This window comes from Gluconobacter sp. P5E10, from assembly GCF_018812145.1.
GTDB lineage: Bacteria > Pseudomonadota > Alphaproteobacteria > Acetobacterales > Acetobacteraceae > Gluconobacter > Gluconobacter cerinus.
This window is the reverse complement of record NZ_JACRVZ010000005.1, coordinates 281630-294557: the sequence shown is the minus strand read 5'-3', so window position 1 is coordinate 294557 and position 12928 is coordinate 281630. Positions and strand designations below refer to the sequence as shown.

The window sequence follows — 12928 nt, the reverse complement described above, 5'->3', positions numbered from 1 at the left end:
ATCTCCTTGCCGCACTGGATCAGAACGCTGTACGGGTAACAATTCAAGTTAAGTTGAGCGTTAAAGTTCCAGGCTGGAAAGTTATCATGCAGCAGGCTGGCCCTAGCTGTTTCGTAGTCGCTCTCGAAGCGCGGGGTCATGCGCGTAAAGGTAAAGACCTTTCATCCCGCGGGTGAGCAGGACATTCAGCGCATTCAGAATGATGCGTTCTTTCGCCATTTGGGGAGCAACAATGCCGCTCTGTCCCTGAAAGGCAGCACTGTCTTCGTAGCGGGCCGGATCGACGCGGATACTGTCAGTCTGAGCGTCATAGGACAGGGAAGGGCCTAGAATGACGCCAGCGTAGTTCAGGTCAAAGCCCTGGATTGTATAGACCGAGCCGACTTCGTCGATCGTATCGGGGCGTTCGGCCCAGGGAAGCTTTTCATCGGGTTTTGAGCGATCCCATCGCAGATGGAAACGTCCTTCCTCGATGAAGTGGTCTTCTCCATCCAGCCGATAAGGGTAGTCGTAAGTTGAGAGCAGTCGGCATAGGCCGACTTCGTTATTCCGCTCTTTCAGGTCATCGTAAAGCTGGGCGCAGTCGTCATAAACGCGCAGATCAAAGTCTGGGTCTTCAGGGCGCTTTCCGATGTGTCCCTCTGCGAATTGGTTTAGCCAATGCCGAACTTCTGGACCCGCCTCGACGCGAAATTGCGTGGTTAAGTGCAGGGTCTTGGTTGCTCGACCCGTTTTGAAACGGTCTAGCAGATCCGCAGACCAGTGACTCTTGAATTTCAGCACCTGTAACGGGTCAAACACCACAACGACTACGCGGGCCAACACCAGAATTTCTTCGAGATGGTTTTGTTGCTGGAAATGATTGTACCGGTCAGCCCGGGTGAGCAGCAGATGGGCTTCATCGACCAGAACAATGTCTGCCGTCTGATTGGTTTTGTGCAGGCGGTTGATGAACGTCGTAGGTCTATCGAAATCGGCCTTGCGAAGAGTTGGCGTCTCCGCAGCGACATTACGATAAAGCTTCAGCATTTCCGGATGATTGACCAGCAGCATGTTGCGTGTGCCCGTCATGGGATCATCTGGGTTCTTTGACCGTGCACGTGTCTGAATTGCGTTGAAAATTGCGTTGAGGACAACGCTCTTCCCTGTGCCGGCAGCGCCTTCAATGATGAGGAGCGCACTCTGATCTGACAGATGCGCGGAGCAGAAAGAGAGGACGTCGTTTAAAAGATCCTTCTGCTCAGCGGACAAGTGACGCGACAGGGAAAATTTTGTGACTGCGGCGTTTGTTTGTGCTGAAGAGAGCTTCTCAGTCTGCGGCAACATCGGCCACCTTGGCATCGGTGATACGCTGAGCGTCTGCAGGGGAAATGCGCACCACGAACCCTTGATGGCCAGCGTTGATATAGACGGCTTCCTGTCCCATGGCGTCCTGAGACAGGACCACTGGAATGGGAGATTTCTGGCCGAAAGGACTTGTCCCGCCGGATTGATAGCCTGTTAGTTCATGCGCCTTTTCCGGACTCATCATTCTTGCGTTCCGGCCGCCGAATAAGGCTGCGACCTTCTTCAAATTCAGCTTCTGATGAGCAGGGGCCACGACACAGGCTGGCTGTTTCTTGTCGATTTCGACAACAAGTGTTTTGAGCACACTGCTTGGATCAGCGCCGATGGCATCAGCCGCCTGCATACCGATCAGGCCGCCATTTGGATTGTATTCGTAGTCATGCAGACTGAACGGTACGCCCTGTTTTTCAAGAAAAAGAGTGGCGCTGGTTTCTCGGCTCATGTGTGATCCCCTGTCTGGCCGCGAAGCACCTTGCAGGAGCCGTCGAAGGGGGGCACGATCAGTCGATAAACATGTCCGGTCGGCGGCTGAAGCGGATAGGCGCTTCCATGTCAGGCTCTCTCACGGAAAAGAGAGTCTGACATGCTGTATGAACCCTCCAGCAAGACTTCGCAATATTATGCCAGCAACAGAAGGTGAGGCTTCTTCAGGGCGTTTGGGTGCCGAATTTGTCCCAGTGTTGCAGGAGTTCATGAATGATGCGGGAGCCCACACGGTATCCATTATCCAAGGCAATTTTTTCTCCGTCATAGCCGCTGTTCATGGATTGGACGGCTGTCATGCCGTGAGGCTGCTCAGTGTAATTTGAGGCGCTGCGAAGAACCAGAACACGGCTGCTGTCCACGCGACCGGCCTGCCCAAGGCGTGTCAGGGCTTCGAGGATGCCAGAGTCTTCCATGTCACTGGACACAAAATGGCTCTTGCCCTGTGTGAGAAGATGTACCCAGTCCCGAGCAAAACCGGTCATGATCTTGCCATGCCAGAAGGTATCTGAGCCGAAGTCTCCGCCCGTCACGACAGCTGGGCGTCCAGCAGCGATGTCGGTTGGTTTGTAGAGCTTGCGCTGGGCTTCGAGCTGCGGCGGATCAGACAGCGTGACGGTCTGGGTCAGGTCATAGGCCCAGTGCACCAGAGACGGATTTAACTGGAATGCATTATTATGCTGAATGCTGCCATCGGGCGCATCCCCGCCTGAGAGGGCATATTGATTGGGCTTTTGAGCGGTGATCATGAAATAGCCGTATGGCCATTCTTTCGGTGCTTCCCGCTTGTCGATGTAACGCGTGATGTCTCCAACCACATAGTTCGCGATTGAAACTGAACCGACGGACGCGACGGTGGGGTCAAAGCCGGAAATACCATCCACCATCCAGTAAGCATGGCGCAGATCGAATCTCGGATCCGTTGCGAGGGCCATGACGGATGTCGTTGCCGGGGCAATCGGTGTTCCCGTTACGACGACTAACAGATGATGTTGCGCATCCGTGTAGATCGGATGAATGCCGAGAGGGAACGGAACCTTCTCTGTGAGATGCTCTCCTTCGATCCAGGGCTGGAATTCTCCTGCCCGGTCTCCGGTATCTTCACCAATTTCGTATGTGGTGAGTACGACGGCGCGGATATCCCAAGGCTGTTCTTTGGCTTTGGCTGGCGCTGTTGTGAGTGCGAGTGAGGCCAGACAGCCCATGGAAAGGGCGCGTGGCATGATTTGTTGCACAAAAGAGATAAGTTTCATGTATTTCTACCGTCGTTCCGCTCTCATAATGAGGACACCATACAGGAAAGATGTCGAAAAGAAATATTCATCTCCGATAGGTGTTCTATTATAAGCAACGGATTGATGCCATTTATAGGTACAGTAATATTTTAAAGTATATATTGGAATATTTGATAATTTACTGTTGTATAAATAAATTATATCAAAATATATATTGTCTATATGTGTGATTTAAAAGACACATACGATAAAAAACCAGAATAAAATTCAAAATATAGGATCAGTAAGTTCTTCGCCTGACTTGCTTTGATCGACGTTCTGAATATTTTCTGCCGCAAAACGACACATCTTAGGATCGCGTGAAGATGAATTTTGGTGCCAGACGTCTCACACTGCTGACAGCCACTGTGCTGGCCGGAGTATTTTGTGATGCAGCAGCCTATGCTGCGGTCTCGCAGGCTCGGGGTAAGCATGCTGCGCCAGTTCATCCTCATGTGGCACCTGTTCATCATCGCACGGCTGTTGATGCCAAGGACGCGGAAGCAATTTCTGTCCGTGTGTCCCGTCAGGCGCTGAATGGTGGCGGTGGCATGATGCGCCACGAAATGGCATCGCACTCGGTTCAGACCGTTACGCGCCAGTATATCGAGATGCAGAGCCCGGCCAGTACGGCGCTGGACATGATCAAGAACCTGCCCAGCGTCACGGTTTCTACTGTCGATAGCTCTGGTATTCTTGGTGGCAAGATCAACAGCCGAAGCCTGACCGATTCAGACATGGGCATTCTGTTGAATGGTGTGCCTGTCGCGACCGCGTATTACCTGAATCAGAACGTTGACACTGAAAACGTCAACATGATCTCCGTTACGCCGGGATCGTCTGCCATTGATCTGCCGGTAACGTCCGCGGCCGCTGGTATCATGGACTCTCAGACCATGACGCCGTCTCATAAGTTCGGCGGCCTGATGGATTTCTCATACGGCACAAACAACATGTCCCGTGAGTTCCTCCGTGTTGAGAGCGGTGACATCGGCAATTCCGGCATCCGCACGTTTGCGTCCTTCTCCCATACACATGCCCGGAACTGGAATGGGCCAGGAACGAACGAGCGTCGTCATCTCGATTTCGGTGCCGCGAAGGACTTTGAGGACGGCTCTTCCGTTAACCTGTTTGTCTCATGGAACCACCAGTTCACGATGGAGCCGCTCAAGCCGACGGCAAAGCAGTTCTATGACAAGAAAGACGGGATCGGGACGTATAATTACTCGTCCAGCTATGATCCGTCGAACCCGTCAAAATACGGGATGCTGAATGGCAATATGTGGGATCAGGTCTTCGTAACGCTGCCTGTCCACATTCATCTGCCGGCGAAATTCTCTTTCGATTTCAAGCCATATTACGTTTACAACGGCGGCTATACCTATAACGGAAGCCTCTTCAGCGGAGCGGGTCGTAACGCGACCATTGGCCAGGGTGGAACGCCCATTTCTGGCAGTGTGCCCTCAGCCTCCTACTACAGCGTTTATCGTCCACACGCTGGGACGGTGGCGAAGCTGAACTATGATCCGGTCAGTTGGGATCATATGGAACTGGGATACTGGTTCGATTATCAGGATAATCAGGTTAACAACATGTATTCCGTGTTGCAGACCAATGGCAGCCAGTACTTCCCGTACAACACCTCCAAGGGGCTGTATGTGAATGGAACGCGCTATATGCCGTACCAGGGGGATGCCGGGTGGAAGATCCATTCGCTGTTCTTCCAGAATACGGCCAAGTTCCTGCATGATCGCCTGACGCTGAATGGCGGCATCAAGGTTGCCATGATCAATCGCTGGACGGTCAATGGCGCATCCTCAACGCCGCGCACCGAGCAGAACCAGGTTGTGCCTTTGCCGCAGGTTGGCATCAGCTATCGGATTGATCAGCACAACCTGATCTATGTGAATGCCGAAGGCGACTTCCGCATGCCAGATCCGGGATCGCTGGGGCAGGTTTATGATGCACAGACGGGTGGCTATGTTGGCAATCCGTACAACCCGAAGCCGCAGTATTCGATCAAGGAAGAACTCGGCTGGCGCTTTGATAACGATTACTTCATGACGGATCTGGAGCTGTTCAACTACTCCATTACCAACCGTCTGTTGTCCACGAGCGTTTACATCAACAATCAGGCCATCAGTTCCACCATTAACGCGGGTAACCAGACCGCGCGTGGTGTTGACTTCATGATCTCGGCACATCCGTGGCACCATCTCAGCCCGTATGTTTCCGTCGAGTATCTGAACGCCACGATGGATTCCAATATCCTCACGACGGGCACCCTGAATGGTCAGACGGTCAGTGATCTGCTGCCGACCAAGGGTAAAACGGCCGTTCAGTCTCCGCATGTGCATGCGAGTGCGGGCCTGACATATGATGATGGTCATTTCTTTGCGAATGGCAGCGTCAGCTACGTATCGTCCCAGTATTCGACGTTTATGAACGACGAAAAAATCCCAGGGTATCTGACGGATAATCTGTCACTGGGTTATCGCTTCAACTCCTACGGCCGGTTCAAGGCACCGAAATTCCAGCTGAATTTCAGCAATCTGGGCGGCGATTTCGTCCGGACTGGCGCCTACAGCCTCGTGTCCAATGCCAAAGCAGCCAAGGGTGTTTATGGCAGCACGATCAGTGCCAGCGGAACGCCAACCTATTACCTCTATCCGCGCTTCAGCGTGACGGGGAACATCTCTGTCGGGTTCTGATCTGGCGGCAACACGCATTTGAGAGAAAGACGGCTCTTCCTGGAAACAGGGAGGGCCGTTTTTTTGTATTGCGAGGATGACAGCGCTGGCTTTGAACGCTAGCATTTCGACAACGGCAATGGATTCTGCCTGACCATACTGGTCGAACCGCTCTCCTCTGCGAGATGCTGATGATTCCTGTCAAACTCGCTTCTTCAGAAGCATGACAGGAGAACTGCGTCCGATGCCTGCTTTCCATAATTTTCCCCGCGTGGCTGTGACGACATTGCGATGGGGTTTTTTGCTTCTGCTGCTGGGCGGAAGTGTCGGATCTGTTTGTGCCCTGTTTCTCTGGTTGTTGGACCAGGCCACGGACATACGGTTTGAGACCCCTTGGCTGATCTTTGGCCTTCCGCTGGCCGGAGTGGGCGTTGCGCTGCTGTATCAGTGGTTCGGCGGGAAATCAGCCGCAGGCAATAACCTGATTATTGATGAAATTCATAAGCCGGGCGGCGGCGTCCCTTTCCGCATGGCGCCTTTGGTTTTGTTTGGAACGGTTGTCAGTCATCTTTTCGGCGCATCTGTTGGTCGGGAAGGAACGGCCGTTCAGATCGGAGGAAGCTTTGCTGCTGCCATTGGCCGCCTGTTTCGGCTGCACGTGCAGGACATGCGCCTGTTGCTCATGGCGGGGATTGCCGCAGGTTTTGGTGCCGTTTTCGGAACGCCTGTTGCAGGGGCTGTTTTCGGACTGGAAGTTCTGACGCTCGGCCGGCTTGATTATGCAGCTCTGCTCCCGGTCGCGGTGGCCTCGATTGTCGCAGACTGGACGTGTCATGCATGGGGTATCCATCATGCCGTTTATCATGTCGGCTTTCGGGGGATCGCCGCGGCAGACGGTTCGATGTTTCACGTCAACGCCGTTTTGCTGGTGAAGGTCGGTTTTGCTGCCGTGTGTTTCGGTCTGGCAAGCCGGGCATTTGCGGACGGTGTTCATCGCCTTGCAGGCGTTTTCCAGCGACTTTGCCCATCAGCCTGGATACGGCCTGCGATTGGTGGGGTGCTGACGTTGCTGCTGGTCTGGATACTCGGAACGCGAGATTACCTTGGCCTCGGCACTGTCTCACATGTGGAGGGCGGGGCGAGCATTCTGAACTTCTTTGGGGCTGGATATTATCCCTGGAGCTGGCTCTGGAAATTGGTGTTCACTCTTGTCGCCTTGGCAACCGGCTTCAAAGGCGGAGAAGTGACGCCCCTCTTTTTCATCGGGGCGGGCTTGGGTAACGCATTGTCCCCTCTGTTGGGTGTGCCGGTTGATCTTCTGGCAGGGGTGGGGTTCGTGGCCGTGTTTGCCGGAGCAGCCAATACACCTCTCGCTTGTACATTCATGGCGGTGGAGCTCTTCGGTGCGACCGATGTGATTTATTACGCGACTGGTTGTTTCATCGCCTATCTCGTGTCCGGCCATACCGGCATCTATCTTTCCCAAAGGATCGGGACGCCCAAACTGGCTCTTTTCTCTAAAGAACAGGGGCAGTCGCTGCGAGATGTCTGCAGTCGTTGAAGCTATTTCCGGCGCGGCGGATTTTTCTTGGCGTTCAATGTCGTGCAGAGCAGGGCTGCCAGCAACATTTCTACGCTGAGCAGGCCAAGCCATGTGATGACATCAATGATGGGCGTTTGCGATCCATGGAACTGAAGCATCAGGCTTAAACCTAGCAGTGCGAAGCCTGTCAGTCTAAGGCCGAGCAGATAGGACGCCGACGTGTGTTTTTTGAAGAAAATGCCGCTGCCACGAGCAGAACCCGCCGCCATCAACAGAATGGAAATCTGCCCACACAGCAGCGTCGCCCCCATCATGGGGAAAGTCTTTTCTTGCGATAGGTATTGATGGCGGCATAGGCGAACGACCCGGCAAAAAGTGCGGCCGTTACACTTGTCGCGGCGCTGACACTATCACGCCATGGCGCCCCCAATGCCGCTACGGCCAGACATGCCAAAGCGCAGGCAGCCAGAAGTTCGGTCCAGGCTGCTTCTGATTTACGGAACAGGGCAAAAATCAGGGCGAGAGCCCAGATGGTGAAAACGCACTGAATTTCATGATTTTCTCGTCCCGGAAGGCCAGCCGGGAGGATACGGTTTGCAAGGAAATAGGATGCAAACGCCAGGGAAAGGCCTGCCAAAACCCCCACATTCAGGCGTTCTGTCAGCACGTGCCCGAGATGAGGGTTGCTTCTCAGGCGTTTGATCGTCCAGAGGCGCATTCCGCTTCCGATGACGGCCGTCAGCATCAGTCCGCATACAAAATAAAGCCAACGCGTCACACTTGGCGCAAAACGTGCGACGTGAAGACCATACAGGAATGTGTAAGCACCAATGAGCGGCCGCTTTTCGACATGTTCGCTGAGAAGATGGCCGTTCGTGCCATCAAAATTCAGGGTGTGGGATGTCGTGCTGACGGTATTCGTGTTGCCTGATGTGATGGTGATGACTGACGCCTGATCGGTCGGGTTGAAGATATAGATCTGTGCGATGCCGGCTTCACCGATGCGTTTTTCCGCATCCTGAAGAATGGGAAGGATGGGCGCAAGATGGCCCGGATGGCCGCTGGGCGGACGGGCATCGAGGGCTGGATTCAGGTCTGTGTACGTGGCCATCAGGTCATGCTTGTAAATGGCCTGCGTGCTCCACGGAAGAAGCAGGGTTCCGAGCGTAACGGCGCCTGTGAAGGAGATCATAAGATGAAATGGGAGCGCTAGAACGCCGAGAAGATTATGTGCGTCCAGCCAGCTTCTTTGTCCCTTCCCAGGGCGGAATGTGAAGAAATCCGCGAAGATCCTGCGGTGAATAATGACGCCGGAAATCAGGCCAACGACAAGGGCCAGCGCGGCGATGGCCGCGATCAGGCGACCAAACGGGTAGGGGAGTTGAAGCTCGAAATGGAAGCGGTAGAAAAACTCGCCGCCAAAGGTTTGTCGAATGCCATCAGGGCTGCCGGTTTGTGGGCTGAGTGCCTTCTGCAAATACACGCCTTTGGGGTCAGACCAGACCCCTAGCGTGAATGGCTCCTGCTGTGTCGGTGCATTCAGATACCAGGCCGGAGATGTCGGGGCATTTTGTGTGAGCCACTCTACGGCGTGAGCGCTTGCTTCAATGGGGGAGATACTGGTGGCGCTCAGTTCTGGCCGCATCCAGACGCTGATTTCCTGCCGGAACACACTCAGCGTTCCAGACAGGGCAATTGCGAAGAGAACCCATCCAGTTATCAGCCCAAGGCCCGTGTGCAGCCAGGCCATGGAGACGCGAAAATTGCTTTTCACGGTCTCCAGCCCTCTAAAAGAGCCAGTCCTCCCGTGAGGAGTGTCGCAAGCAGCGTGACGCCAAAAGCTTTGCGACCATCGGCAACGCTAAAGCAGGCCATGAACGTAACCGGCCAGACCAGCAGGCCGACAAGGATGCCGGCCATAGCGCAATCTGCGCGGGAGAGGGGGAGCCAGAGGCTCAGGCAGATCCCTCCAAGCGCTGACAATGCGTATCCGCCGGGCAATGCCGCCAGTAAACGCAAGGTCAGATGCTGGCGCGCCGGACCGGACTTACCAAGTGTAGCCAACGCTCGCCTGTGCGTTGCGGCGTTCGCCATAATAGCAGAATTCCTGATTGTAAGAGGCGTAAGCAAGGCAGTTCGCCACATAGTTCTTATCAAACAGGTTTCGGACACTGGCAGCAACTGTCCAGCCATGCAGTCTGTGGGACAGGTTGTTGAGATCGTAGCGGATGGAACCATCAAAGAGCGCATACTGCGGAATCCAGACGCTGCCATAGGATGCTTCGCCACCATAGGTCTTGGCAGAATATCGCATACCGCCGCCAAAGCCGAAGCCCTTCAGAGGGCCGGATGGCATCGTGTAGAAAACAAACAGCGAGGAATTCCCTTTGCCCGACTGCATAAGGGGCTTGCCGGTTGAATCGTCATGGACTTTCTGGAAGCTGACGGATGCTGTGACCATCAGGTTCTTATATGGCTCAGCATGTGCTTCGAACTCGAAACCATCTGAATGAACCAGACCACTGGCGGTGCTGTAACCCGTGTTTCCGACAGCAACCAGAACGTTGGTTTGCTCGATGTGAAAACCGGTTGCTGTCAGCAGGATGCTGGTTCCTGGAACCTGATATTTCACGCCGCCCTCAAGCTGCTTTCCGAGAGACGGGGCAGCCTGATGCATCGTCTTTCCGCCATCGCTGGACACTGCGCCAGACTGTGGTTGGAAAGATGTCGAATAGCTGATGTACGGCGCAAGGCCGAAATCAAAATGATAGAGGCCGGAGGCGCGCCAGGTAATCTGGCTGGGGCTCTGACGGCTGTCTGAATTGTAGTTGGATTCAACCTGATGGGAGCGATACCAGTCGTTGCGGATGCTGCCCGTCAGGATCAGGCGGTCCCAGCGGATCTCATCCTGCCCATAAGCGCCCACCTGATGGGAGTCCGTCCGATAGTTGACCCATGGAGACATCGGATCAATGGCCATTTTGTAGTTCGGATGAAAGACGTTCAGGTCAGGTGCTGCGCCGTAAAACCCGACTTCTGTCGCGCTCTGCTGCATGTAATCAAAACCGAACATCAGCGTGTGCTGCAGCGGGCCTGTCCGGACTTTGCCTTTGAACTGGCTGTCAAACGCCAGGTTATGGGTGCGTTCGTATGTCTCGATTGCTGAGCGGGCCAGCGTATCGTCGCTGACATAATATCCCATGTCATAGACGCTGCGGTATTGGGTCTTCACATCGTCATAACGGCCGCGAGACGTGAAGCTCCAGTCATTATTGAATGTATGATTGAAGATGTAGGTGATGGCGCCTTGGCGACGATTGTATTTTTCGAAGGATGAATCACCGTCATAGAAGTTTCTGGGCAGATAGCCGTATGGCGCCCGCTTGAGCGAGCCTACCAATGGGACGCCACCATAAGTCCCGTTCTCAGGGTCGTACTGGTAATTTCCAAGCAACGTGAGCGTTGTCGGCCCATTCCCGCCGAAGGTCACCGCAGGGCTGATGGAGAAGCGGCGGCTTCCCGTACGGGTTAACTGTGTATGTTGCCCATTGACGGTGCCGTAGAGCCGGTACCGAACAAACCCATTGTCTGTTGCATACCCGCCGACATCGGCGTCGACGCGATAAAGGTCAAACATGCCTCCCGTTGTATTGATCCCGCCGTAGAAGCGCTGGTCGGTTGGTAGTTTGCTGGAGAGGGCCGTCAGGCCGCCGGGACTGGATTGGCCATACAGTGCAGAGGCGGGACCTTTAAGGACTTCAACCCGATCCAGACGTGATGTATCGGTCTGCGCCACCGCGTACCCTGTGGGGCTGTCCTGAAGTTTCAATCCATCCAGAAACGTTGGGACGGAGAAGCCGCGGAGGGCAAACAGATCGTAACGCGTGCCAACCGCACCGCCGCGCTGGTCCGCAGTGACGCCTGCTGTGTAGCGGACTGCCTGATTGAGGTTGAGAACGCCCCGGACGTCCATCTCATTACGTGTAATGACCGTGACAGACTGAGCCGTCTCGATCAGTGGCGTATCTGATTTCGTTGCAGACGTCGCCACGGTCGCCATTCTGCGTGCCCGTACGGAGATATGCTCCATCTTGGCAGGAGTGGATGTCGATTTCCTGTTCGTATGGTTGTCTGATGGGGTTGTCGTTGTCTGGTCAGCAGCGTGAGCGTGGCTGAAAACAAGGCACAAACCGGCAATAGCAGGGGTAATTCGGGAATTGCTGGGCACGGGACTCACGCGGTGGCTTGATGAAGGAAGCGGGACTATCATTCAAATGATAATTATTCGCAATAAGAATTTTTTGAAAAAATTATTGTTTTCGGGTGAGCATTGTGGGTGAGTAGGTTCAGGTTAAAAATTTTGACGATGAACTATGTTATTTGTTCGTAATTATTATTGTTTGTAATATGTTTTCTTATTTCCATTTATATTAGAAATTTTCTGGTTTATAGTATTTTTAGTTATTTTTTATTTGAGCGTGGTGGCAGTTTGTTTTTATGTGCTCGAAAAAATATTTCTGGTATTTGTGAGCTGGGAATATTTTTGTATCGTGTAATTTACATAATTTCTGGGTAGCCTGGATGCGTTTCCTGATTGTTGGCGGAGCCGGTTTTGTCGGTAGTCACGTCGTTCTTGCTCTGCTCGATGGCGGTCACGATGTTGTCGTTCTTGATAACCTTGAGTACTGGCCATCGTGCGGCTCTGCCGGACAGCGTCGGCTTTCACCAGGTCGATCTTCTGGATTTTTCCGCAACAGCTAAAATCGTTGAGCAAGGACCTTGGGATGGCGTGATGCATTTTGCGGCACTTTCAGTAGTCGCAGACAGCATGCGTGAACCCTTGCATTATTTACGTCAGAATTATCTGACATCGTTAAATCTCATACAGGCCTGTATCGACAATAAAGTTAAGAAATTTATTTTTTCTTCGACCGCTTCACTCTTTGGTGGACCTGAGCGTTTGGAGCCTATTCCAGAGAATGCTGGGGTGCAGCCTGGATCGCCTTACGGTGAGAGCAAGTTTTTCATTGAGCGCGTTTTGCTTTGGGCAGATGCTATTTACGGCTTAAGAAGTGCGACACTTCGATATTTCAATGCTGCTGGGGCTGATCCGGCGGGGCGTGCCGGCGAAGACCATAATCCCGAAACACATCTTATTCCATTGACTATCGATGTAGCATTGGGGCGGCGTCCTGCGCTTAAGATTTTTGGCATAGATTACCCTACTCGGGACGGTTCCTGTATTCGCGATTATATTCACGTTACCGACCTTGCTGACGCACATATCCGTGCGTTGTGTCAGCTCGATAGCCGGAGCGTGGCTTATAATATCGGCACTGGGCGTGGGTATTCAAATTTGGAAATTATCCAGAGCGTAGAGCGGGTCAGTGGGAAGAAAGTCCTATGGGAGGCTGCTCCTCGTCGTGGAGGAGATCCTGCAATGCTTATAGCGAATTCTAATACGTTCCGAAAAGAAACCGGCTGGACGCCGAGGTTTAGTGATCTCGACAGTATTGTTGATACGGCCATGCAATGGCGGAAAAAACACCTAGATGGATATGAAAATTAAATGTATTAGGAAGTTGTATATT

Annotated in this window: 9 protein-coding genes, 1 pseudogene and 1 riboswitch; of the genes and pseudogenes, 3 read left to right on the top strand and 7 right to left on the bottom strand. The window is 53.4% G+C overall.

What is annotated here, in order from left to right:
• Positions 1–102 precede the first annotated feature (102 nt).
• From KP707_RS12760 to KP707_RS12750, 3 genes are all read right to left on the bottom strand, one after another.
• Positions 103–1326, bottom strand: a complete 1224-nt coding sequence (locus KP707_RS12760) for a DUF2075 domain-containing protein (protein ID WP_211503217.1) — start codon at positions 1324–1326, stop codon at positions 103–105.
• A complete protein-coding gene (ybaK, locus tag KP707_RS12755; protein WP_211503218.1) occupies positions 1310–1789 on the bottom strand; it encodes a Cys-tRNA(Pro) deacylase in 480 nt (159 codons plus the stop codon). The genes KP707_RS12760 and ybaK overlap by 17 nt, the downstream gene beginning before the upstream one ends.
• 205 nt (positions 1790–1994) lie before the next feature.
• Positions 1995–3083 (bottom strand): purine nucleoside permease, encoded by a 1089-nt coding sequence (locus KP707_RS12750; RefSeq protein ID WP_211503219.1) that lies wholly within the window; start codon positions 3081–3083, stop codon positions 1995–1997.
• Positions 3084–3430: 347 nt separating this feature from the next.
• Between KP707_RS12750 and KP707_RS12745 the strand changes: the two genes are divergently transcribed.
• Complete coding sequence (locus KP707_RS12745) at positions 3431–5815, top strand: TonB-dependent receptor (protein ID WP_211506885.1); 2385 nt, start codon at positions 3431–3433, stop codon at positions 5813–5815.
• A 105-nt stretch (positions 5816–5920) separates the two neighbouring features.
• A riboswitch (Fluoride riboswitch) is annotated at positions 5921–6002 on the top strand.
• A gap of 36 nt (positions 6003–6038) precedes the next feature.
• Positions 6039–7355 (top strand): voltage-gated chloride channel family protein, encoded by a 1317-nt coding sequence (locus tag KP707_RS12740; protein ID WP_249202958.1) that lies wholly within the window; start codon positions 6039–6041, stop codon positions 7353–7355.
• Between the two features lie 2 nt (positions 7356–7357).
• On the opposite strand, the gene KP707_RS12735 is transcribed toward KP707_RS12740, so the two are convergent.
• The 4 genes from KP707_RS12735 to KP707_RS12720 are packed head-to-tail and all read right to left on the bottom strand — an operon-like array spanning position 7358 to position 11565.
• On the bottom strand, positions 7358–7651 hold the full coding sequence (locus KP707_RS12735; RefSeq protein WP_211503221.1) for a hypothetical protein: 294 nt from the start codon (positions 7649–7651) through the stop codon (positions 7358–7360).
• Positions 7648–9111 carry a PepSY-associated TM helix domain-containing protein gene (locus KP707_RS12730; protein ID WP_211503222.1) on the bottom strand — a complete coding sequence of 488 codons (1464 nt, stop codon included), beginning with the start codon at positions 9109–9111 and terminating at the stop codon, positions 7648–7650. Before KP707_RS12730 ends, KP707_RS12735 begins: the two co-directional genes overlap by 4 nt.
• A complete protein-coding gene (locus tag KP707_RS12725; RefSeq protein WP_249202960.1) occupies positions 9108–9431 on the bottom strand; it encodes a hypothetical protein in 324 nt (107 codons plus the stop codon). The genes KP707_RS12730 and KP707_RS12725 overlap by 4 nt, the downstream gene beginning before the upstream one ends.
• A complete protein-coding gene (locus KP707_RS12720) occupies positions 9385–11565 on the bottom strand; it encodes a TonB-dependent siderophore receptor (RefSeq protein ID WP_338085333.1) in 2181 nt (726 codons plus the stop codon). The genes KP707_RS12725 and KP707_RS12720 overlap by 47 nt, the downstream gene beginning before the upstream one ends.
• Before the next feature lie 353 nt (positions 11566–11918).
• Between KP707_RS12720 and galE the strand changes: the two are divergent.
• Positions 11919–12906: pseudogene (galE, locus tag KP707_RS12715) on the top strand (UDP-glucose 4-epimerase GalE).
• Positions 12907–12928: the final 22 nt, after the last annotated feature.

Coding starts and splice junctions, on each gene's coding strand:
- KP707_RS12760 (WP_211503217.1), bottom strand. CDS start 1,326: ATGTTGCCGCAGACTGAGAAGCTCTCTTCAGCACAAACAAACGCCGCA.
- ybaK (WP_211503218.1), bottom strand. CDS start 1,789: ATGAGCCGAGAAACCAGCGCCACTCTTTTTCTTGAAAAACAGGGCGTA.
- KP707_RS12750 (WP_211503219.1), bottom strand. CDS start 3,083: ATGAAACTTATCTCTTTTGTGCAACAAATCATGCCACGCGCCCTTTCC.
- KP707_RS12745 (WP_211506885.1), top strand. CDS start 3,431: ATGAATTTTGGTGCCAGACGTCTCACACTGCTGACAGCCACTGTGCTG.
- KP707_RS12740 (WP_249202958.1), top strand. CDS start 6,039: ATGCCTGCTTTCCATAATTTTCCCCGCGTGGCTGTGACGACATTGCGA.
- KP707_RS12735 (WP_211503221.1), bottom strand. CDS start 7,651: ATGATGGGGGCGACGCTGCTGTGTGGGCAGATTTCCATTCTGTTGATG.
- KP707_RS12725 (WP_249202960.1), bottom strand. CDS start 9,431: ATGGCGAACGCCGCAACGCACAGGCGAGCGTTGGCTACACTTGGTAAG.